The sequence below is a fragment of the Clostridium sp. DFI.5.61 genome, from assembly GCF_024462915.1.
GTDB classification, from domain to species: Bacteria; Bacillota; Clostridia; order Oscillospirales; family Oscillospiraceae; genus Lawsonibacter; species Lawsonibacter asaccharolyticus.
Window position 1 is genome coordinate 1 of record NZ_JANGBZ010000040.1, and the last position, 20991, is coordinate 20991.

At 61.1% G+C, this 20991-nt stretch carries 19 protein-coding genes; 7 read left to right on the forward strand and 12 right to left on the reverse strand.

Annotated features, from left to right (window positions below):
- Nucleotides 1–51: 51 nt before the first annotated feature.
- Entirely contained in the window at nt 52–474 is a 423-nt protein-coding gene (locus tag NE584_RS14475; protein ID WP_050623589.1) for an Hsp20/alpha crystallin family protein, read from the reverse strand.
- A 231-nt stretch (nt 475–705) separates the two neighbouring features.
- Between NE584_RS14475 and NE584_RS14480 the strand changes: the two genes are divergently transcribed.
- The 5 genes from NE584_RS14480 to ggt all read left to right on the forward strand — a co-directional run bounded on the left by NE584_RS14480 (nt 706) and on the right by ggt (nt 6505).
- Entirely contained in the window at nt 706–1695 is a 990-nt protein-coding gene (locus NE584_RS14480; protein WP_050623590.1) for a 2-hydroxyacid dehydrogenase, read from the forward strand.
- A gap of 16 nt (nt 1696–1711) precedes the next feature.
- Nucleotides 1712–2170, forward strand: a complete 459-nt coding sequence (locus NE584_RS14485; RefSeq protein ID WP_108980642.1) for a GNAT family N-acetyltransferase — start codon at nt 1712–1714, stop codon at nt 2168–2170.
- Nucleotides 2171–2278: 108 nt separating this feature from the next.
- Complete coding sequence (locus NE584_RS14490) at nt 2279–2959, forward strand: GntR family transcriptional regulator (RefSeq protein ID WP_050623591.1); 681 nt, start codon at nt 2279–2281, stop codon at nt 2957–2959.
- 373 nt (nt 2960–3332) lie between these two features.
- Nucleotides 3333–4718: a sodium:solute symporter family protein gene (locus tag NE584_RS14495; RefSeq protein WP_050623592.1), complete on the forward strand. Its 1386-nt coding sequence runs from the start codon at nt 3333–3335 to the stop codon at nt 4716–4718.
- Nucleotides 4719–4783: 65 nt separating this feature from the next.
- Nucleotides 4784–6505, forward strand: coding sequence for a gamma-glutamyltransferase (gene ggt, locus NE584_RS14500; RefSeq protein ID WP_108980643.1), 1722 nt, complete (start codon nt 4784–4786; stop codon nt 6503–6505).
- 134 nt (nt 6506–6639) lie between these two features.
- Here the strand turns inward: ggt and NE584_RS14505 are convergent, their stop codons facing one another.
- From NE584_RS14505 to NE584_RS14540, 8 genes are all read right to left on the reverse strand, one after another.
- Nucleotides 6640–7737: a C45 family peptidase gene (locus NE584_RS14505; protein ID WP_050623594.1), complete on the reverse strand. Its 1098-nt coding sequence runs from the start codon at nt 7735–7737 to the stop codon at nt 6640–6642.
- A gap of 14 nt (nt 7738–7751) precedes the next feature.
- A complete protein-coding gene (locus NE584_RS14510; RefSeq protein ID WP_050623595.1) occupies nt 7752–8741 on the reverse strand; it encodes an ABC transporter ATP-binding protein in 990 nt (329 codons plus the stop codon).
- Entirely contained in the window at nt 8734–9738 is a 1005-nt protein-coding gene (locus NE584_RS14515; RefSeq protein ID WP_050623596.1) for an ABC transporter ATP-binding protein, read from the reverse strand. Before NE584_RS14515 ends, NE584_RS14510 begins: the two co-directional genes overlap by 8 nt.
- 15 nt (nt 9739–9753) lie before the next feature.
- The gene (locus tag NE584_RS14520; protein ID WP_077138715.1) at nt 9754–10614 is read right to left on the reverse strand and encodes an ABC transporter permease; all 861 of its coding nucleotides are present in this window, start codon (nt 10612–10614) and stop codon (nt 9754–9756) included.
- A 13-nt stretch (nt 10615–10627) separates the two neighbouring features.
- Nucleotides 10628–11548, reverse strand: coding sequence for an ABC transporter permease (locus tag NE584_RS14525; protein ID WP_050623597.1), 921 nt, complete (start codon nt 11546–11548; stop codon nt 10628–10630).
- A 134-nt stretch (nt 11549–11682) separates the two neighbouring features.
- A complete protein-coding gene (locus NE584_RS14530) occupies nt 11683–13236 on the reverse strand; it encodes an ABC transporter substrate-binding protein (protein ID WP_050623598.1) in 1554 nt (517 codons plus the stop codon).
- A gap of 78 nt (nt 13237–13314) precedes the next feature.
- Entirely contained in the window at nt 13315–14175 is an 861-nt protein-coding gene (locus tag NE584_RS14535) for a MurR/RpiR family transcriptional regulator (protein WP_050623599.1), read from the reverse strand.
- A 580-nt stretch (nt 14176–14755) separates the two neighbouring features.
- A complete protein-coding gene (locus NE584_RS14540) occupies nt 14756–16015 on the reverse strand; it encodes a chloride channel protein (RefSeq protein ID WP_050623600.1) in 1260 nt (419 codons plus the stop codon).
- A gap of 232 nt (nt 16016–16247) precedes the next feature.
- Here NE584_RS14540 and NE584_RS14545 point away from each other — a divergent pair, with 232 nt between their 5' ends.
- Nucleotides 16248–17111, forward strand: a complete 864-nt coding sequence (locus NE584_RS14545; RefSeq protein WP_050623601.1) for a hypothetical protein — start codon at nt 16248–16250, stop codon at nt 17109–17111.
- Nucleotides 17112–17162: 51 nt separating this feature from the next.
- Nucleotides 17163–17330, forward strand: coding sequence for a DUF1540 domain-containing protein (locus tag NE584_RS14550; RefSeq protein WP_077138716.1), 168 nt, complete (start codon nt 17163–17165; stop codon nt 17328–17330).
- A gap of 69 nt (nt 17331–17399) precedes the next feature.
- On the opposite strand, the gene NE584_RS14555 is transcribed toward NE584_RS14550, so the two are convergent.
- Genes NE584_RS14555 through rsxC form a run of 3 tightly spaced genes read right to left on the reverse strand, consistent with a single transcriptional unit; the run spans nt 17400 to nt 20981 of the window.
- Nucleotides 17400–17984, reverse strand: a complete 585-nt coding sequence (locus NE584_RS14555; protein WP_108980644.1) for an Rnf-Nqr domain containing protein — start codon at nt 17982–17984, stop codon at nt 17400–17402.
- A 23-nt stretch (nt 17985–18007) separates the two neighbouring features.
- The gene (locus NE584_RS14560; RefSeq protein ID WP_077138717.1) at nt 18008–19651 is read right to left on the reverse strand and encodes an RnfABCDGE type electron transport complex subunit D; all 1644 of its coding nucleotides are present in this window, start codon (nt 19649–19651) and stop codon (nt 18008–18010) included.
- Complete coding sequence (gene rsxC, locus NE584_RS14565; protein WP_108980645.1) at nt 19644–20981, reverse strand: electron transport complex subunit RsxC; 1338 nt, start codon at nt 20979–20981, stop codon at nt 19644–19646. Before rsxC ends, NE584_RS14560 begins: the two co-directional genes overlap by 8 nt.
- Nucleotides 20982–20991: the final 10 nt, after the last annotated feature.

Here is a 20991-nt window from a genome sequence, read left to right on the forward strand (position 1 = left end):
CCCCGCCCCCCCCCCCCCCCCCCCCCCCCCCCCCCCGCGGCTGGGGAGACCTCACTGGATCTGGATCTTGTGGCACTGGGGAAGGACCTCCTGCCGCTTGGGCAGAATGAGCTCCAGCACCCCGTCCTGATAGGAGGCCCGGATGGCGTCCTCCTGGATGCCGTCCAGGGTGAAGGACCGGGAGAAGCTGCCGGTGCGGCGCTCCCGGCAGATGTAGTTGTCGGCGGCGGTGCGGTCATCGGCCTGGTGCTTGGCAGAGATGGTGAGCACGCCGTCCTTTACATCCAGATCGATGTCCTCCTTGCGGAAGCCGGGCAGGTCGGCCTGGAGCAGGTAGTGGGCGCCCTCGTCCCGGATATCAGTGCTGAAGACCGGCGTGCGGCGGCCGCTCTCGCCGAACATGCTGCGCTCCAACTCGTCAAACAGATCCATCATGCTGCTGTTGCTGCGGCGGGTGTAGGGGATCATATACATAAGTCAAAACTCCTTTCGGTCCCGGGCGGAGCATCCTCCGGCCCGGGCCTCTCTGAACTTTGGCTTTATTATAGTGAGGGATTATGAATTTTTTGTTACACAGATGTGTCACAAGTGTAAATATTAGCACTCGATAAATAAGAGTGCTAATATTTTGCAGAAAGGCTCCCCTTGTATTGGCGAAAACCGGGTGGTATAATTGTCATACAATTAAAATAAGGAGGGCACCCCATGAAGATATTAGTTTTTGGCCCCAGAGACCGCTATGACGTGTACCGGCCCCCATTTGCGGATGAGATGCCGGTGGAGCTGGTGTTCCGCCGCCCGGACCAGACCTATGTCCAGGCGGCCCAGGAAAATGCGGACGCGAGGATCATTTTTGTGGATGCCATCACGGATGTGGGTCCCGATGTGATGGACCAGCTTCCAGAGCTGAAGATGATCCACTCTGAGGGTGTAGGGTACAACTGCATCGACTGCCAGGCCGCCCGGGAGCGGGGGATCTATGTGTGCAACAATAAGGGGTGCAACGCGGAATCGGTGGCGGAGCACACCATCATGCTGATGCTGATGGCTCTGCGCTTCGGCATCCCTGGACACAACGCCGTCATCCAGGGGCAGCAGATCCAGATGAAGCAGAAGGCCATCGCCGCCCACGCCCCCGGCCTGTTCCAGTGTGCGGTGGGGTTGGTGGGCTTTGGAGACACCGCCCAGGCCACCGCCCGGCGGCTGGCCAGCTTCGGCTGCAAGCTATACTATTACACCCGCCACCGCCGTCCGCCTCAGGTGGAGGAGGACTTTGGGGTGACCTATCTGCCTCTGGAGGAGCTGACCGCCCAGTGCGACATCATCTCGCTCCACTGCGCGGTCACCGACGAGACCCGGGAGATGGTGGATGGGGCCTTCCTGGCCCGGATGAAGCCCAACTCCATCTTGGTCAACTGCGGCCGGGGCGACCTGGTGGACAACCAGGCCCTGCGGAAGGCACTCATAGACGGGACCATCCGGGGCGCGGCGCTGGATACTATTTTCCCGGAACCCACCCCCGGCGACCACCCTCTGGTGGACCTGCCGCCGGAGGTCAGAGATCGGGTGGTTTACAGCTCCCACCTGGGGGGCAGCTCCGGGGGGGCTTTTGCCAAGGCGCATCTGACCATGTGGACCAACGCCCGGCATATTTTGAACGGAGAGCGGCCCACCAACGTGGTCAACGGGCTGTAAGAGGGGGGGCGGCATTATGATCCGGGCTCTCCGTCCGGAGGATCTGGACCAGGTGATGCAGATCTGGCTGGACGCCAACCTGGAAGCCCACTGCTTTCTTCCTGAGAGCTATTGGTGTGACCATATGGAGGAGGTGCGGGCGGCGCTGCCCGCCGCCCAGGTGTTCGTCTATCAGGACTGGGAGGGGCTCCAGGGCTTTGCGGGACTGACCGGCGACTATCTGGCGGGGCTCTTCGTCCGGCGTGCCGCCCGGTCCAGGGGGATCGGGCGGGCGCTGCTGGAGCGGGCCAAGGAGGGGCGGGAGAGCCTGACACTCCACGTGTACCGGGAGAACAGCCCGGCGGTCCGCTTTTACCAGCGGGAGGGCTTTGCCATCCGGGCCGCGGAGCGGGAGGAGAACACCGGCCGGGAAGAGTACCATATGGAGTGGCACAGGGGAGGACAGCACCTTCCACCGCGGCGCGGGGAGCCTTGATCCGCTAAGACCCCGCTGCCCCGGGAGCAGGTACGTAGCTCCGCTTGACACCGGGCGTCCGGGGATGGTAAGATGGGGAAAAGCTGGCATGGGACGGGAGGAGAGCTTATGGCAGAGGAGCTGTTTGGCGGACAGGATGTGGGGGCCACGCCCTCTTATAAAGAACAGGCATACCGCCTGATCAAGGAGGCGATCCTCTTCAACCGGTTTCGGGTAGGGGCCATCTACTCCCAGGACGACATCTGCAAGGAGCTGGGCATCAGCCGAACCCCGGTGCGGGAGGCTCTGCTGGAGCTCCAGAAGGACGGCTATGTCTCCTTCTCCCGGGGCAAGGGGGTGCAGGTGGTGCCGGTGTCTGACCGGGACGCCCGGGACATCCTGGAGACCCGGATGTATATCGAGTGCATCAACGCGAAGCTGGCGGCGAACCGTGCTGCCCAGCGGGACCTTCAGGCCATGCGGGAGAGCCTGGACCGCCTCCGGGACCAGCTCTCCACCAGGGATGGGCAGCACCTGTACCGCCTGGACCACATCTTCCACCGGGCAGTGGCGGCGGCCACTCAGAACCGCCTGCTCTACCGGGAGTGCGAGCTGCTCCTGGACCACTATCTCCGGTTTGAGGTCAAGTCGGTGTATAACAACTCCATCGACGCCAAGATCGTCTTTGATGAGCATGTGGCCATCTGCGATGCCATCGCGGAAGGGAGCGCCGAGCGGGCAGAGCAGGCCATGGCCCGACACCTGACCAACTCCTACCGCCGCACCGTCAGCCGTTTCTGGGCGGAATAGTGGAAGAAAACATGGACGGCCGTGTCCCGGGAGGATGCGGCCGTTTGACTTGTCTGAATATGTAAATATATCCCATATAAAATGTTTTCAACCAGAGCTCGAAAAAGTTCTTGACATTGCCCCTAAAATATCTTATGATAAGGCCATAAAACAAGTGTATTGGAGAGCGAACAGAATAGCGGTTCTGCGCGCTCTCCTTTTTTAGAGCTCAAGTAATATATTACATATTTAATAAAATAGGAAAAATGTAATATGTTGCAAAGGGAGGGCACAGGCAGGTTTGAGCAGCTGCGGTGGGCGGTATCTGTTCCGCATCCGGAGGCGGGGCGGCACCGGCATCCGCTGCAAATAAACAAAAGGGAGAGAGAACCGTATGTTAATCGCAACATGGATCGTGACCTTTGTCATTATCGTGGGGATCGGTGTCTGGTCCGGCACCAAGATCAAAAGTGCCAACCAGTGGTCGGGCGGTGACAAGACCATGGGCCCCCTGACTCTGGGCTGTGTCTTTGCCGCCTGGCAGATTGGCGGCATGGCCGTGGTAGGGGCGGCTCAGAACGGCTACACCCTGGGCATCTCCGGGGCCTGGTACTCCATCGCCGGCTCCTTCTACTTCATCGCGCTGGCCCTGTTCGCCAAGCTGATCCGCAACAACATGCCCGGCGACTCGGTGCCCATCTATCTGCAAAAGCGCTTCGACACCAAGACCAGCCGCCTGTACTCCTACGCCTGGATCGTCTACGGCTTCCTGTACATCCCCTATCAGCTCAAGACCGTGGCTTCCATCATCCAGATCGCCATCCCCGGTCTGAACATCACGCTGGCCATGCTCATCGGCCTGACCATCGCCGTGATCTACACCAGCTTCTCCGGCATGCGGGGCATGTCCGCTGTGGGGCGCATCGTATGCTTCGGCATCTACATCCTGCTCATTGCCTTCGTGCTCATGACGCTGCCCAAGTTCGGCGGCTTCACCGTGATGCTCTCTGAACTTCCCGCAGAGTACTCCTCCATGGGCAATATGCCCACCCAGCGCATCATCGCCTGGATCCTGGGCGGCTGCCTGTCCACCGCAGTGATGCAGTCCGTGCTCCAGCCCCTGCTGGCCGCAAAGAGCGCTTCCGCCGCCCGCACCGGCTCTATCCTGGGCTATGTGCTGGCTGCCCCCATCTGCCTGCTCACCGCCACCTGCGGCATCTTTGCCAAGGCGTCCGGTGCGGACCTGGGCGACGGTGCCACCGCATTTGCCTACTCCATCAAGACCTTCAGCAATCCGGCTTTCGCTGGGATCATTTTTGCCTTTGCCACCATGATCATCGCGGCTACCATGGCCACCATGATGCTGGCCACAGGCACCATCATTACCAATGTCTATAAAAACGACATCAATCCCAACGTGGACGACGCCAAGCTGCTGAAGCTGTCCAAGATCATCACTTTCGTCTTTGCCTACCTGACTCTGATCCCTGCGGTCATCATGCCCAGCGCCGCCCTCACCAACCTGTTCCTCACCCTGCAGCACGTGGCCGCCGCCCCGGTGAGCTTCGCCATCCTGGTGGGCCTGACCTGGAAGCGCTGCACCCGGCAGGGGGCCTTCTGGGCCATGGCCAGCGGCATGGTGGTAGGTGTGGCCTGGATGCTGCTGGGCCTGACCGACACACTGGAGGCGGTCTACCCCACAGTGCTGGTCAGCTATACAGTGGGTGTTGTGGTATCTCTGGCGACCAGTAAAAAGACGCATGGTTTGGCGAAGGAATAATGGAATCCGAACAAGACTCGATGAAAACACTGTCCGGCGCGGCCGGGAAGGGAAGCGGATCAAGTATGAGTGAAGCAAAGAAGCAGCAGTACATGTGGCCCTCGCGGTGGAGCAAGCCCTCCGCCCACGGGGACTGCGGAGCGGTCAGCTGCAACAATATCTATGCCACCCGGGCGGGGCTGGAGATGCTGCGGGCCGGAGGGAATGCCTTTGACGCCGCTGTGGCGGTCTCTCTGACCCTCTCTGTGGTGGAGCCCCACCACTCCGGCATCGGGGGCGGCTGTTTCAGCCTGCTGTACTCCCAGCGGGATCAGAAGGTCTTGGCGCTGGACGCCCGGGGCGTGGCTCCCGCCAAGGCGGGGGAGGACCTGTTCCTCAAGGATGGAGAGGTCCAGGACGAGTGGAAGGACCTGGGGGGCCAGTCGGTAGCCATTCCGGGGCTGCTGAGAGCCATGGAAACCCTGCTGCGGGAGTACGGCACTTTGACGCTGGCGCAGGCGGCAGCTCCCGCCATCCGCTGTGCCCGGGAGGGCTTCGGCACCAGTTATACCGGAGAGCTCACCATGGAGGACGACTCGGTCCGGCGGAAGCTGGATCTTTCACCCCAGTTCCGGCGGCTGTATCTGAAGCCGGACGGGAGCCGCTACCGCTTCGGTGAGAAGCAGGTGAACTCTGAGCTGGCCGGCCTGCTGGAGCTGGTGGCGGCGGAGGGGGCGGACGCTTTTTACACCGGGCCGGTGGCCCGGAAAATGGTGGAGCAGATCAACCAGCGGGGCGGGTGCTTTACCCTGGAGGACCTGAGCCGATATCAGCCCAAGTACCGTACCCCGGTGAAGACCACCTACCGGGGGCTGGAGGTGGCGGCCTTCGCGCCGCCCAGCGGCGGATGCGCCGTGGTGGAGATGCTGAACATTCTGGAGCACAGCGATCTGGCCGCCATGGGACACAACACCGCCGCCTCCATCCATGCCATCGCGGAGGCCATGAAGCTGGGCTTTGCGGACCGAAGCGTGGCTCTGGGCGATCCCGACTTCGTCCAGGTGGACGTGGAGCGGCTGACCAGCAAGGCCCACGCGGCGGAGCGGTATGCCCTCTCATCACCGGAGACGGCGGGGGAATACGCTCCGGCGGAGGGGATCGAGGCCAAGGAGTACCCAGGAAACACCTCTCACTTTGCAGTGATGGACCGCTTTGGGAACGCGGTCTCCCAGACCCAGACTGTACGGGACTGGTTCGGCTGCGGGATCGTGGTGGACGGCTGCGGCTTTGTGCTCAACAACGCCATGTCCGACTTCAGCGCCAAGCCGGGCGCACTCACCAGCCAGGGACTGACCTATGGGAGCGCCAACAGCATCCAGGGGGGGAAGACGCCTCTGTCCTCCATGGCCCCCAGCATGGTGTTCAAGGACGGACGGCCCTATCTGGCCATCGGCGCGGCGGGCGGTCCCCGGATCATCACCGGAACCCTCCAGGGGATCGTCAACGCGGTGGACTTTGGGATGCTGCCGGAGCAGCTGGTCCGCCAGCCCTACCTCAACTGCCTGACCCGGGAACAGGGGCTGGAGCTGGAGTTCGGGATCTCAGAGGACACCATCCGGCTTCTGGAACAGAAGGGGCACCGGCCGGTGCGGGTCCCGGTGGACCAGGCCATGAGCACCATGCTCAACAGCGTCATGTATGTGGACGGGGAGTACCACGCTGCCGGCACCCAGCGGGTGGACGGCTGCGGCGGAGCCCTTCTCTCTGACGGGCATATGGTGCTGGACGGGATCAGTCAGGAGGATTGAGCGGCCTGCCTGAAGCATCAAAAAGCGAAAAGAGAAAAATGGTCAGCAGAATTTCTGCTGACCATTTTTTGATATTGGGAACCAATAAAGAGAAGGGACGGTGCGTACCGGGGCCAGAACCTGGCACAGGGGACTCACTGTGCAGAGGGCTCTCCGATCTGGACATGGGGCAGGGCCAGACAGGGATTTTGCAGCGTAGTCCACACCTCGCGGTCCTCTACCACGCAGAGGGTGGTGGAAACGGTGGTGGCGGGGACGCCCTCGTGGGGATGACGGCAGATACAGTTCGGCTCGTTGGTGTGGTCTGACATGATGCGGTAGAGATCCTGGAACCGGAGGGAGCCGTAGCGCTCTTCCACCATCTGGGCAATGCGGTCATAGCGCTTGTGAGTGGAGGGGTAGTTTTCCTCCGGGGGATTGAAATGGCTGAGCTGGTCACTGACCACGTGGTTGGTGCGGAAGAGGACCCCCCTGCCCTCATCCTTTTCCACATAGATCTCGTCGGAGGTCATCTCGATGACATAGGCCTCTGTGGGGTCGGCGGCAATGACGTTCAGGCCGTTCATACGGGGGGCGGTGCGGCAGAACTCCACCGCTTGGGCGGCGGTCCTGCAGGAGGAGAGGAGGACCCGCACATTGAGGAAGATATCGGCCTCCTCCACCCGGTCGATGCGGGTGGGGTCCTTCTCTGTCCAGAAGCCGGTGGTGGTCACAGCCAGACCATGGCTGTTGATGCCTACAGCGGGATAGGTGAGGATACCGGCCCCGCCCACCTCGATGATCTCCTGGCCGTCGGGGTAGATGTGGCGGACCAGAGCCTGCTCCATGGGCATGCCCATGTCCCGGTTCTTGATGATGTAGGTGCATCCGTCAGCGGCAGCCTGTCCCCGGACACAGAGCATGCTGCATTCCTGCGTGATGTGACGGAAGGACTCACAGAGGAAATAGGCGGGGATGTTCAGCAGCAGGATGTCGTCAAGGGGCAGACCGCTGCCTTGGGCGATGCCCTGGAGCTCCTCGTACATCTCAGGCCGCTGCTCCTGGAAGAAACGGAGGTTTTGGTTCACAAAGGCCTGATAGGCCTGGAGGTCCACCTTCTCCTGCTCCAGCTTCCGGTGGACGGAAGCCAGGTTGCGGCGGATGGCATCAGAGAGCTCCTGCCCCTGCTGGACGCCCTGCTCGAAGGGCGTGCCGCTCACTTGGCAATAGGCGTGCTGATATTGGGAATTCATACAGAAATACCTCCTTAAGACTGAGACTGTCCGCACAGCAGGCAGCTGCAGATATGTCCGTTCTGCGTGATGTCCCTGGCTTCCGGGACGGCAGAGGCACACTCTGCCATGGCGGCAAAGCATCTGGGGTGGAAGGGGCAGCCGCTGGGGACGGCGATGGGGCTGGGCAGGTCACCCTGAAGGATGATGCGTTCCGGCTGCCGTGTGGGGTCTGGCAGGGGGACGGCGGAGAGGAGAGCCTGGGTATAGGGGTGGGTGGGGTGGGCAAAGAGCTCCTGCTTCTCCGCATATTCCACCACTTTGCCCAGGTACATGACCGCCACATGGGTGGAGATGTGCTGTACCACACGTAGATCATGGGAGACGAAGACCAGCGCGATGCCCAGCTTTTGCTGCAGGTGCATGAGCAGGTTGATGATCTGGGCCTGGATCGACACATCCAGGGCGGAGACGCACTCGTCACAGACGATCAGCTTGGGACTGACGGACAGGGCGCGGGCAATACAAAGCCGCTGGCGCTGGCCGCCGGAAAACTCATGGGGGAATTTCCGCATGCTGTCCTGGGACAGTCCCACCAGATCCAGCAGCTCCTCCGCGCGCTTCATGGCGGCCTCCCGGCTGCCCAGCTTGTGGATCAGAAAAGGCTCAGCGAGGATATCGGAGACCCGCTGGCGGGGATTGAGGGAGGCATAGGGATCTTGAAAGATGATCTGGATATCCCGGCGCATCCGGCGCAGGCTCTCCTTGTCGGCACTGGTCAGATCCTGACCCTGAAAAAGGACCGTGCCCTCGGTGGGCTCGATGAGCCGCATCATGGTGCGGGCCAGGGTAGATTTCCCGCAGCCGGACTCCCCGACGATGCCCAGGGTCTCCCCCTCCCGAATGACCAGGGAGACGTCGTCTACGGCTTTGACGTACTGGGCGGCCTTGGAGAAGACCCCTTTGCGTACCGGAAACCATTTTTTCAGGTGGTCGGCCTGGAGCAGGATCGGGCGTTCAGACATGATCGCTCCCCCCTTCCTCGTCCCACTGGGGCGTATATTTCCAGCACTGGACGGTGTGTTCCCCATCCAGGGTCAGGAGGGGAGGCTGTTTCTGGGTGCAGATCTTCCGGCAGCAGGCACAGCGGTTGTGAAAGGCACAGCCCTCCGGCATGTGATAGATACTGGGGACCGACCCTTCGATGGTGGCCAGGTCCCCCTGGCTGTCATCCATGTGCGGGATGGAGCGGAGCAGTCCCTCCGTATAGGGGTGAAGAGGGTGCTGGAAGATGGTGCGCACATCAGCTTTTTCCACGATGTGGCCGCAGTACATCACTGCCACAGTATCCACCATAGAGGCCACGACGCCCAGGTCGTGGGTGATAAGAATGATGGAGGTGCCCAGCTTTTCGTTTATGGACCGGAGCAGGTCCAGGATCTGGGCCTGGATAGTTACATCCAGGGCGGTGGTGGGCTCATCCGCGATGAGCAGCTCCGGGTCGCACAGAAGAGCGATGGCGATCATGACGCGCTGGCGCATGCCGCCGGACAGCTCAAAGGGATATTGCTTCAGTCGGGTCTCCGGGCTGGGGATGCCCACGGTGCGCAGCATCTCGATAGACATCTCGTTGGCCTGGGCTTGGGAGACCTTCTTGTGGAGGCGGACCACCTCTCCAAGCTGGTCTCCAATGGGAAACAGGGGGTCCAGGCTGACCATGGGCTCCTGAAAGATCATGGAGATCTGGTTGCCCCGGACCCTGCACATCTGGCGCTCGGTCTTGGTGAGCAGCTCTTCCCCGTTGAGGCGGATGCTCCCGGTGATCTGAGCGGGCGGGGTGGGCAGCAGGCGTATGATGCTCTTGGAAGTGACACTTTTGCCCGAGCCGGACTCCCCCACCAGACCCAGTTTCTCCCCTTTTTTCAAGGAGAAGCTGACGTGGTTCACCGCAGCGGCGGAGCCGTATTTGGTCTTGAATCTGACGCTGAGATCTTGTACGCAAAGCATAGGTTCATTCTGCATAACTGAGCTCCCCCCTTATACATCCAGTTTGGGATCTAGGTAATCCCGCAGCCAGTCGCCCAGCAGATTGACGCCCAGCACGGTCAGCGTGATGCACAGACCGGGGAAGATACACTGCCAGGGGTCGGTGAGAATGTTGTCACGGGCTTCGCTGAGCATCCGCCCCCAGGTGGGGATGGTGATAGGGACACCGTAGCCCAGGAAGCTGAGGGAGGCCTCGATCAGTACGATCTTGGCCATCTCCAGGGTGGCGATAACGATGACAGGGCTGATGATATTGGGCAGGATATGTTTGAAAATGATGCGGGCATCGGTGCCGCCGGCAGCGCGTATGGCCTCAATATACTCCATCTCCTTGATGCCCAGAATCTCGCCGCGGACCAGGCGGGCGTATCGCACCCAACTGGTGATGCCGGCGATCAAAATGACATTGCCCAGGCTGGAGCCCAGCACTGCCGCGATAAACAGGGCCAGCAGCGTGAAGGGGAAGCAGAGCTGGATGTCCACCAGGCGCATGATGACCGCGTCCACCCATTTGCCGTAGTAGCCGGCCAGGCTGCCCAGGACCACGCCCACGATGCCGCCTACCACGGTGCCGGCCAGAGCTACGATCAGGGTGACGCGGGCGCCGTACAGCAGACGGGAGAGAATGTCGCGGCCCAGCTGGTCAGTGCCCAGCAGATGGCCGGCCACAGGGTCAGCGCCCCAGATGGGGTCCTTCAGCTTGATCATGACGTCCTGAGCCAGCGGGTCATAAGGCGCCAGGAGCGGGGCAAAGATGGCACAGATGATGATGAGAAGCACCAGGATCAGCCCAAACATGCCGGTCTTGCTGTTCTTCAGGCTGGACCAGGCGCTTTTAAATCCTTTTTTCACTGATCCTACCTCCTCATTGCAGCCGGACGCGGGGATTGATCACGCAATACAGCACGTCCACGATGAAGTTGATCACCACGAAGATCACCGCCATCAGAAAGACGATGCACTCCACCACCGCAAAGTCGCTGGTGGTGATGCTCTGGATGACCAGACGTCCCACGCCCGGCCAGGCGAAGACCTGCTCGGTGATGACCGAGCCGCCCAGCAGAGAGGCGAACTGCATGCCCAGGATGGTGATGATGGAGCTCATCGCGTTTTTCAGGGCATGCTTGCCGATGATCTTGCTTTTGGGAAGACCCTTGGCCTTTGCCACATCGATATACTCCTTGCCCAGCACCTCGATGAGGTTGCTGCGCAGGAGCCGGCAGATGGTGGCCGCTGAAAAGACCCCCAGCGTGAAGGCGGGCAGGATCAGGGAACGCAGGCCATCCTCTGCGCCGCCAGTGGGCATCCAGCCCAGCTTCACAGCAAAGAGCATGATGAGCATGATGCCCAGCCAGAAGGCGGGCATGCATTGGCCCAGCAGGGCCAGCACCCGGATTACGGCATCGGAGACGCTGTTGCGCTTCACAGCCGCCACAATGCCTGCCGGGATGCCCAGTACCACGGAGATGAGCAGGGCCGCACAGGCCAGCGTCAGGGTGGCAGGCGCCCGCTCCAGCACCACGGACATGGCCGGTTCATTGTAGTAGTAGGAGGTGCCGAAATCCCCCACCAGCGCCCCCTTCAGAAAGCGGACATATTGGACGGGCAGGGGGTCATTGAAGCCCATCTCTTCACTGAGGATCTCCATTTCCTCTTTGGAGGTGGTGGGGGAGACCATCAGCTCCACCGGGTTCCCGGTGAGGTGCAGGATAAAAAATACGACTACGGTAATGCCCAAGATCGCGATGATGGACTGCCCGAGCCGCTTGAGTAAGTATTTCCCCATGCTTTTCAACCTTTCATAGCGAGCCAGGATAGTGAGAAACGGCGCACCCGTTCCAGATCACGGGTGCGCCGCCTGTTTCTCTGCCATTGAAATACCGCACCAGCTGCGGATATTCAGTTAAGGGAGCAAATCGCTCAGCCGGCCACGGAGACGCCGTCCATGAGGACGACTTCGTCGGTGCGGGCAGTCCAATTCTGGACCTTCTTGGAGTTGTAGGCATACAGGGTGTCCTGCTGATACAGCCACAGGGCGGGGGCCTCGTCCACCATCATCTGCTGCATCTGGCTGTAAAGCGCCACGCGCTTCTCAGCGTCCATCTCAGAGGCGGCCTGGGAGGCCAGATCCATAAACTCGGGGGAGACCCAGGTGCAGTACCGGGCACCCTCAGTAAAGCCAATGGAGGCGATCAGGTTGATATCGCAGTAGGGGCCGCCCAGACCCTGGAGGAACAGGGGGGCCACAGTGCCCGCGCCGATCTCGTCCCGCTGCGTGGCGGAGTCCTCCTGCTTGATGGTGACGTTGATGCCGATCTGAGCCAGCTGGGAGGCGATGGCCTGGACCACGTCGGTGCTGTTGAGCAGGCCGGGAGAGACGGAGCACTCGATGTCAAAGCCGTCGGCATAGCCGGCGTCGGCCATCAGCTGCTTGGCCTTCTCCACATCGTAGGTGTAGCCCTGCACATTGGGATCATAGCCCTCGTACTCGGGGGTGGAGATGGAGGCGACCTTGACGGCGTAGCCGTCCAGCACGCCGGCGATCAGCGCGTCCCGGTCCACCGCATAGTTGATGGCCTGACGCACCCGCACATCGTCCAGGGGGGTGGGGCCGCCTACCAGGTTGAACTGCAGCCAGACCACACGGGTGGAGGGCTGGCCCACCACAGAGATGCCGTCAAGGCTCTCCAGATACTCGGCCTGGGTGGTGGGGATATTGCAGATGATGTCCACCTCGCCGGCCTGAAGAGCGGCTACCCGGTCGGCGGCCTCGGGGATGACCCGGAAGACCAGCTGATCGATCTGGGGCACCTCGCCATAGTAGTCGGGATTCTTCTCCAGCACCACCTTCTGGTCCTTCTCCCAGGAGACGAACTTGAAGGGGCCGGAGCCGATGGGGGCGGCGGCAAAGCCCTCGTCTCCCACTTCCTCCACATAGGCACTGGGGACGATCTTGATATAGTTCAAGCGCAGGGGGAGAGAGGGGAAAGCGTAGTCAGTGATGATGTTGAACTCGAAGTCGCCCAGTACCTCCACCTGCATGAAGGAGAAATCGCCGGACAGAGCGTAGTGCTTCTCCGAGTCACGCAGGCTGTTGATGGTGTAGGCCACATCGTCAGCAGTCATCTGGGTGCCATTGGTAAAGTACACGTCCTGCCGCAGAGTGAAGTGCCAGGTAGTGTCATCCACCTGCTCATAGCTCTCAGCAGCGTCGCACACGATCTGCCCCTGGGGGTCCGTCTTGACCAGGGTGCTGTAAAGGGAGGCCAGAATGCTGGCGGTGATGGTGGAGTTGCCGTTTCTGGGGTCCAGGCCGGTGATGTCGCTGGTGCTGGCCCACGTCACCGTCTTAACAGTTTCCCCGCTGCTTTGCGCGGGCTGGCTGGTGCTGTTGGAGCCGGTTTCAGTGCCGCAGCCGCTGAACAGCCCCATGCAGAGCGCCAGTGCAAGGGCAAGAGAGAGTGCTTTTTTCATGTTGGCGTTCCTCCTTTTTTAGTGGGGTAAGCATATTCAGACCACCCTCGGTGCGAGGGGAGATCCCATAAGAGAAGATCAGCGCTTGTTCCGCTCGAAGTAAGGGTTCAAAAGATCCAGGCGCTTGGTGGCGGTCTCGTCCATCTGGTCTGCGACCAGAGAGACAAGAAGCTCCAGAAGAAAAGTGGCGGATACATTGGAGTTGAAAAAGCTGACGCTGTATATGTCCGCCAACAGCAGCACATCAGTAAAATCGGAGAAGGGAGTGGAGGGCTTATCAGTGAGCAGGATGATTTTCGCCCCGCGGCTGTGGGCAAGATCAATCCAGCGCCGGACTTCCTCACCGTAGGGATTGAAATTGATGACGAACAGGCAGTCCTCTGGGGAGATGTCCAGCAGCTGTTCAAAGGTGACGCTCCCTGTGGCCGATACGACACCGGGGACAACCATGCGCATCAAAAAGCTGAATTTCTCAGCAATAGGTGCGGTGGGCCGGCGCCCGGCAATATATTTGATGCGGCAGGAGCAAAGCAGATCCGCCGCCGCATGGATGGATTCTTCGGAGTTTTTTTCCAAAACGCTCTGTAGGTTCTTGTAGGTAAGGGTGGAAAACTGTGCTACGATATTCTCCTTGGCATCCAGGCTCTGATGGGTATGAAGACGCTCAATGGGAGGGAAGAAGCCACGCTGTGCATAATCCGCTTTCTGAGAGACAAAGGATTGTATCTCCTTCTGAAGGTCCAGAAAGGAGCGGTAGCCCAGCACTTTGCTGGTACGGGAGACCGTGGCGTCGCTGACGCCCAAGATGCGGGCCAGTTCACTGGTGGACACATAGCATACGGAGAGAAAATTGTTCAGGATGTATTCCGCCACCAAGGCTTCCTTTGCGGTAAGAGGAGTGGACTTGATCCGCTGGGAAAAGGCGGCGGGAAGCTCCATGTCGAAATACCATCCTTTTTTGCAGTTTCTTTGGTTAGACCTATGATAACATGAAATGTTGAAAAGTCAATACTTCAAATCGAAAATATCGAATACTCGATATTTTGACGATTGAGTAAACGGAGGGAACATATGAACAAGGAAAGAGATGAAGGGGGTGGACAGCACAACAGGCAAGAGAATAGAGAAGGGTGCCGCAGAAATTGAATGTTTTGACCAAAAATAAACCCGGAAGAAAGGCAAAAAAAGAAAAGAGAGGGAAAAGGTTATGCGTTCTTACATGAAAGGAAAAAAGTACAGAGAAAACAAAGGAGAAAGTGCAATAATGGAGAAAATGAAAAAATATATTAAATTTGCAAGGGGAAAAATATTTTTTTCATTTTATGAAGAAAAAACGGAGACGTCCCGGAAATTCTGCCGGGATGTCTCCGCTTGATAAAATAAGAGCTTGAATAGGACTGTTTTACAGTTCCGTCACATGGAGGTCGCTGAAGAAACTGCGGCCCATAGACAGAGCACCCAGGCCCACCATTCCGCTGCTGAGCGTGGAGCAGAAGAACGGCGCCGTGGACAGGGGGAACTACTCCGCCTTTCGGTCCACCCAGGTGGCCTTGAATTTGGAGTAGATGATCTTCTGCTCGCTGTAAAGGCCGTAGTACCCGGAGAGCATGTAGGAGATGGCACAGCACAGGGCGTAAAGAGGCAGGCCCCGGCTGGTAAATAGTTCATAGGCCAGGAGGATGGAGGTGATGGGGCAGTTGGTAGCGCCGCAGAATACCGCCGTCATCCCAAGCGCCCCGCCGAAGGACTGGGACAGGCCCAGCAGCGGTCCGACCACCGTGCCAAAGGCGGCACCAGTGAAGAGCACTGGCACGATCTCGCCGCCGCGGAAGCCGGCCCCCAGAGTGAGGGCGGTAAAGACCAGCTTGAGCAGGAACGCCTCCGAGATGGTCTCGCCCGCCAGCATCCGGCGGATGACAGCATCCCCAGCGCCGTTGTAGGTCTGTTCCCCCACCAGCAGGGTCAGCAGCAGCACCAGGGCGCCGCCAACAGCCGCCCGGACCAGGGGATTGGGGAAGTATTTGGCATAGAGCTTGGGGGCCGCATGCATCACTTTGCAGAACAGGATGGAGAGCAGAGCGCACAGCACCCCCATCACGCACACCTGGGCCATGGACCAGGGACCCAGGACAGCCACATTTCCGATGAGATAGCCTGTTCCTATATGAAGGCCGAAGAAGCGGGCCAGCTGGACCGAGACCAAAGAGGAGACGACACAGGGGACGATGGCGGCGTAGTACATCACTCCCACGCTCACCACCTCCATGGCGAAGATGGCGGCGGTGATGGGGGTGCCGAACAGCCCGGAGAAGGCGGCGGACATGCCGCACATGACCATGATCCTGCGGTCCTTCTCATCCAGGTGGATCTTTCTGCCCACCCAGGCCCCGATGGAGCCCCCCAGCTGGAGGGCGGCCCCCTCCCGGCCAGCCGACCCGCCTACCAGGTGGGTCAGGATGGTGGACAGGAAGATGAGGGGGGCGGTGCGCAGACGGATGGGCTCGGCCTCCCGGACCGCCGTCAGCACCAGATTGGTGCCCCGGTCCCGCTCCATCCCGCTCCAGCGGTAGAGCAGGACGATGACCACGCCTCCCAGGGGAAGGAAAAGAATGACCCAGGGCTGGTGCGCCCGGAACTGAGCCGCCCAGTCGATTCCGTAATGAAACGCCACCGCAACAGCGCCCACGATGAGCCCGATGTTGCAGGCGTACAGGACCCATTTGAGAAAGGTCAGCGCCTCGTCGATGTGGCCCCGTATCCGGGGGGAAAATGCGGGCATGGGATCGGCCTCCCCTCAGACCGGCCCTGGGGGCCGGCTCTGATCATTCTGCCTCTATCATACCATAAGATAGCGGGATTGCCACCCTTTTTTCATGATTCTGACTTTCGCTCTCTGTTCCGGGAGACCAAGACAGAGAGGGACAGCCACCGGGCGCCGCCCCGGTTTCCTTGACTTTTGTTCCGGAAACCGCTATACTATAACAATATATAATATAAAAGGGGAGATATAGATGCGACCAAAAGATCCCGGCAAAACTGCCCGGATGCGGCGTGAGCTGCGGGAAGAGCTGAAGGGGAAAAAAACGGTGGTCACCATCTACATCATTCTTCGAGTCCTGGTCATCCTGACCATGGTGGCCCAATTTCTCAACGGGAACTTTGAAAACGTGTTCCTGTGCATCCTGACGCTGGTACTGTTCACCCTGCCCACCGTCATCGAGCGGCGGGTCCGCATCGATCTGCCCGACACGCTGGAGATCATCATCCTGCTCTTCATCTTCTCTGCGGAGATCCTGGGAGAGATCCAGGCTTACTATACCTATTTCCATGGCTGGGACACCATGCTCCATACGCTCAACGGCTTCCTCTGCGCGGCCATCGGCTTCTCACTGGTGGACCTGTTCAACCGCAACGAGCGGTTTTCCCTGTCCCTCTCCCCGGTGTTCATGGCCATCGTGGCCTTCTGCTTCTCCATGACCATCGGTGTTTTGTGGGAATTTTTTGAGTGTATCATGGACAGCTTTTTCCTGCTGGACATGCAGAAGGACACCATTGTCCACGACATTAGCACCGTCATGCTGGACCCCACCGGCGGCAACAAGATCACCGCCATCCGGGGCATCACAGACGTGATCGTGGTGGCAGGCGGGAAGGAGATCCCTCTGGGGCTGGGCGGCTATCTGGACATAGGTCTGCTGGATACCATGAAGGATCTGTTCGTCAATTTCATCGGCGCCTTTGTATTCTCCATCATTGGGTATTTTTATGTGAAAAACCGTGGCCGGGGCAGGTTTGCCCGCCGTTTCATCCCCAAGGTGCTGCCTGAAGAGCCGGTGCAGGCCGATGAAGAAGATTCCGGCCCGGACCACACATAAAACTGCCGCGGCAGCTTATACTAGGACCGTCCACAAAAGGAGGTCTTTCAGATGGATAACAAAAAGAGCTGCAATTCCAATATTCAGTGTACTGTCAACAGCTGCGCCTATCACAATCCCCAGAACTACTGCTCCCTGAGCCAGATCAAGGTGGGCTGCACCGACGCCTCCCCCTGCAATTGTCGGGAGACCGAGTGTGCCTCCTTTGAGCTGAAATAAGGGAGAAGCAAAAGACCGGCCCCGGACATCTGATGATGTCCGGGGCCGGTCTTTTGCTTGCCTTACGGATCAGGACAGGTGCAGCCCGTAGAAGCCAACCAGGGCCAGGGCCATCAGGCCGGCAGTTACCATCTCGATGGCCGGGCCGCGGAAGGGCCGGGGGCAGCTGGTGAGGCTGATCTCCTCCCGCAGGCCGGCGTAGCTCATCAGGACCACCAGGACGCCCAGGCCGCCGCACAGGGCGAAGGTGAGGGCCTGGGACAGGGTGTAGCTGCGCTGGGCGGCCAGATAGGCCGCACCCAGCACCGCACAGTTGGTGGATACCGAGGCCAGGTCGGCGTCGATTCGATGGGAGAGCTCCGGCCAGAGACGGGCTGCCTTTCGCAGCAGGAAGACAGTGAGGAGGGCAATGAGGGAGAAGACCAGGGTGCGCAGATACACCCACCCAAAATGCCGGAGCACCAGAAAGTCCGCACACCAGGTAAAAAATACGGTGACCACCATGGCCAGGGTCAGGCTCAGGCCGGTGCGGCGGGCTGCTGTGGTGCTGTGGAAGGCCTCCACCTGGGTGCCGATGCCCAGGCAGTTGACCAGGATGAAATTTTCAGACAGCAGGGCGGCCAGTGCCACCCCTGCCAGTTGTACGGAATCCATCCGATCCGCTCCTTTCTTTCCCGCTACACGTCGCTGTCCACATATTGGACGGAGCCGTCGGTCTCCAGGTTGGCCACGATGGCCAGAGCCTGGTTGACCCCGGCCGTGATAGCTTCAGAGGTCGCGGTAGCCCCGGTTACCACATCCACCGAGTTGGCACCAGAGGTCCGGATGGTGCCTGACATGCCCACATACTTTCGCAGCTGGGCATTCTCCATGGCCATGGTCCCCATCCCTGTGGACTCACTGTGGTCCGTCACCGCCACACCGGTGACCTGGCCGTTCAGGTCCACGCCCACCACCATGGTGATGGGGCCGCTGAAGCCATGGGTCTGGACCTCCACACAGTACCCCAGCAGCTCATTTTCCCGGTACCCTGCCGTGATGCTCAGGGCATTTGGGGCGCGGTAAGGGGTCTCAGTGCTGATCTCAGCCCCCGGCATCACCTGGGCCAGCAGGGCCTCCTCCGCCCGCAGCTCAGAGCGCTGGGTGTCCAGGCTGGTGAGCCAGTAGGTGGAGTAGATCCCCAGACCGGTGACCATCACCACCGCCAGCAGGATGCCGGCGGCCTTGGCCTGGGGCCGGAGCTGGTCCAGATAGCGCTCGCCGGGCATGGTCCCCCAGGACAGGGAGGAGGGGCGGCCCGGATTGACAAATTTGATCTCAGACAGGCTCTCCCCTGCGGCGCGGAGCCCCTCCCGCACGGCGGTGAAGCGCTCCACCCCGAACCGGCGGGGCATCCCCGCCCGGTCCATGAGCCACACCAGGCAGTTCATGGTCAGGATAGCCCAGCCCACCCCGTCGGGGTAGGAGCCATAGTACCGGAGCAGTACAGTGAGGAGGCCGCAGCCCACCCCGTATAGTACCTGTCCCCGGGGGGTGACAGGGGAGGTGGTGTAGTCGGTCGCCATAAAGAAAGCCCCAAGCACAAGCCCGCCGCTGCACAGCTGGGCCGTCATCCACTCCAGGGAGGTGCCATCCCGGGGGAAGAGGAAGGTGAGGACGGCCACGGTCCCCAGAAAGGCCGCCGGGATGCGTGGGGAGATGACCCTGCGCATGATCAGGTACAGGCCGCCCAGCAGCAGCATAAAGATAGATACCTCCCCGATGGATCCGCCGTGCTGGCCCAGCAGCATCTGCCCCATGTCCAGCTCGGGCAGTCTGCCGCTGTGCAGGGCGGCCATGGGGGTGGGGGAGGTGACGGCGTCCATCTCACCCCAAACGGGGAGATAGTCCAGCGCGTCCACCCAGGTGGTCATCAAGAAGGGGAAGGTGGACAGCAGCATCCGCCCAGCCAGAGCCGGGTTCATGAAGTTTTTGCCCAGCCCGCCGTAGAACTGTTTCACCACCACGATGGCAAAGACACCCCCCAGCAGGGGGACCCAGTAGGGGGAGGCCGCCGGCAGACACATGGCCAGCAGCAGGCCGGTGACACAGGCAGAGCAATCCCGCAGGGTGTTGGACTGGTGGGTCAGCCGCCGGTAGAGATACTCCGACAGGACGCAGGCGCCCACCGAGATCAGGGTGAGAGCCAGCACTCTGGGACCGAAGAGATAGACGGACATGCCCAGGGCGGGGATCAGGGCCACGATCACATCCAGCATGATGGAGGTAGTGCTGGTGGCCTGTGCCAGCTGAGGCGGGACAGAGGTGCGGAGATCAGCCATGGAGGTCCCCCCCTTTCTCCAGTTCCCGCACCTGACCAGCCGCCTGGCGCACCAGGTCGGCCAGAGGGATATGGGCCGGACAGATATAGGTGCAGCATCCGCAGTCCATGCAGTCCTGCGGATGGAGGGAGCGCAGGCGCTCCGCCGCGTTTTCCTTCAGGGCCCGGACCACAAAGATGGGGGAGAGGTGCATGGGGCAGACGGAGACGCATTGCCCACACCGAATACAGACGGTGGGAGCCTGTTCCCGGGGCTGCTCCCAGGGGGCCAGACACAGAAGGCCGTTGGTGTTGGGCAGTACCGGGGCCTCCAGGCTCTTCTGGGTCACCCCTGTCATGGGGCCGCCCACCAGGATCAGGCCCGGCTCCTCCCGGAAGCCGCCGGCGGAGGAGACCAGCTCCTTCAGCGGCGTGCCCAGGGGGACCCACAGGTTGCGGGGCCGGGCTACCGCGCCCCCCGTCACCGTCACGGCCCGGTGGGTCAGGGGGAGGCCTTTGTTCAGTGCCTCGCCCACCGCAAAGGCTGCCGAGACGTTGAAGACCACACAGCGTACGTCCTCCGCCCGGCCTCCCGGCGGGACCTCCCGGCGGGTGACCGACTGGACGATCTGTTTCTCCGCCCCCATGGGGTAGCGGGTGCGGATGGTCTTCAGCTCCACCCGGCTCCGCTTGCGGCTGATGCGGCGCTCCAGCGCCTCCACGGCGGTGAGCATGTCGCTCTCCGCCGCCAGCACCACCCGGTCCACACCCAGCACCTTGGCAAGAGCGCGGGTCCCCTTCAGAATGGGCTCCCCCCGCTCCTGGAGCAGGCGCAGGTCGGCAGTGATATAGGGCTCACACTCAGCGGCGTTGACGATCAGGGTGTCCACCCGGCCCCGGGCCCGGAGGATCTTCACCTGGGCGGGGAGGGGATCACTGCCCATATCCACGATGCCGGCGGCTTCTATCCGGACCATCAGCTCCTCCTGGGACGCCTGGCTGAGCTTGATGCCCTCAGGCCGCTCTGGCCAGGGCGTATTGTCCCCATCGTTGGCGATGACGATGGCGGGGGCGCGGCCGCCCCAGGGGTGGGGCAGCTCCCGGATGGCCTCCACCCGTCCGGAGACGCTGGCGTGGAGCACCGCCCCGTCCTCGCCCTCCGGACGGGCGATAGGCTGTCCCGCATACACCCGTTCCCCAGCTTTGACCAGGGGGAGGGAGGAGGGACCTCCGTGAAAAGCCAGAGGCAGGGCCACCTGGGCCGGGGGGTGCTCCAGCAGCATCAGCGGCTTGCGCCGGGTATTTTCTTTTCGGGAAGCGGGGTGTATCCCGCCGAACATGGAACTGGCCATGGATTACCTC

What these genes read in the sequence shown, in the direction of transcription:
- NE584_RS14475 (WP_050623589.1), bottom strand. Translation starts at nt 474, where the DNA reads ATGTATATGATCCCCTACACCCGCCGCAGCAACAGCAGCATGATGGAT.
- NE584_RS14480 (WP_050623590.1), top strand. Translation starts at nt 706, where the DNA reads ATGAAGATATTAGTTTTTGGCCCCAGAGACCGCTATGACGTGTACCGG.
- NE584_RS14485 (WP_108980642.1), top strand. Translation starts at nt 1,712, where the DNA reads ATGATCCGGGCTCTCCGTCCGGAGGATCTGGACCAGGTGATGCAGATC.
- NE584_RS14490 (WP_050623591.1), top strand. Translation starts at nt 2,279, where the DNA reads ATGGCAGAGGAGCTGTTTGGCGGACAGGATGTGGGGGCCACGCCCTCT.
- NE584_RS14495 (WP_050623592.1), top strand. Translation starts at nt 3,333, where the DNA reads ATGTTAATCGCAACATGGATCGTGACCTTTGTCATTATCGTGGGGATC.
- ggt (WP_108980643.1), top strand. Translation starts at nt 4,784, where the DNA reads ATGAGTGAAGCAAAGAAGCAGCAGTACATGTGGCCCTCGCGGTGGAGC.
- NE584_RS14505 (WP_050623594.1), bottom strand. Translation starts at nt 7,737, where the DNA reads ATGAATTCCCAATATCAGCACGCCTATTGCCAAGTGAGCGGCACGCCC.
- NE584_RS14510 (WP_050623595.1), bottom strand. Translation starts at nt 8,741, where the DNA reads ATGTCTGAACGCCCGATCCTGCTCCAGGCCGACCACCTGAAAAAATGG.
- NE584_RS14515 (WP_050623596.1), bottom strand. Translation starts at nt 9,738, where the DNA reads ATGCAGAATGAACCTATGCTTTGCGTACAAGATCTCAGCGTCAGATTC.
- NE584_RS14525 (WP_050623597.1), bottom strand. Translation starts at nt 11,548, where the DNA reads ATGGGGAAATACTTACTCAAGCGGCTCGGGCAGTCCATCATCGCGATC.
- NE584_RS14530 (WP_050623598.1), bottom strand. Translation starts at nt 13,236, where the DNA reads ATGAAAAAAGCACTCTCTCTTGCCCTTGCACTGGCGCTCTGCATGGGG.
- NE584_RS14535 (WP_050623599.1), bottom strand. Translation starts at nt 14,175, where the DNA reads ATGGAGCTTCCCGCCGCCTTTTCCCAGCGGATCAAGTCCACTCCTCTT.
- NE584_RS14540 (WP_050623600.1), bottom strand. Translation starts at nt 16,015, where the DNA reads ATGCCCGCATTTTCCCCCCGGATACGGGGCCACATCGACGAGGCGCTG.
- NE584_RS14545 (WP_050623601.1), top strand. Translation starts at nt 16,248, where the DNA reads ATGCGACCAAAAGATCCCGGCAAAACTGCCCGGATGCGGCGTGAGCTG.
- NE584_RS14550 (WP_077138716.1), top strand. Translation starts at nt 17,163, where the DNA reads ATGGATAACAAAAAGAGCTGCAATTCCAATATTCAGTGTACTGTCAAC.
- NE584_RS14555 (WP_108980644.1), bottom strand. Translation starts at nt 17,984, where the DNA reads ATGGATTCCGTACAACTGGCAGGGGTGGCACTGGCCGCCCTGCTGTCT.
- NE584_RS14560 (WP_077138717.1), bottom strand. Translation starts at nt 19,651, where the DNA reads ATGGCTGATCTCCGCACCTCTGTCCCGCCTCAGCTGGCACAGGCCACC.
- rsxC (WP_108980645.1), bottom strand. Translation starts at nt 20,981, where the DNA reads ATGGCCAGTTCCATGTTCGGCGGGATACACCCCGCTTCCCGAAAAGAA.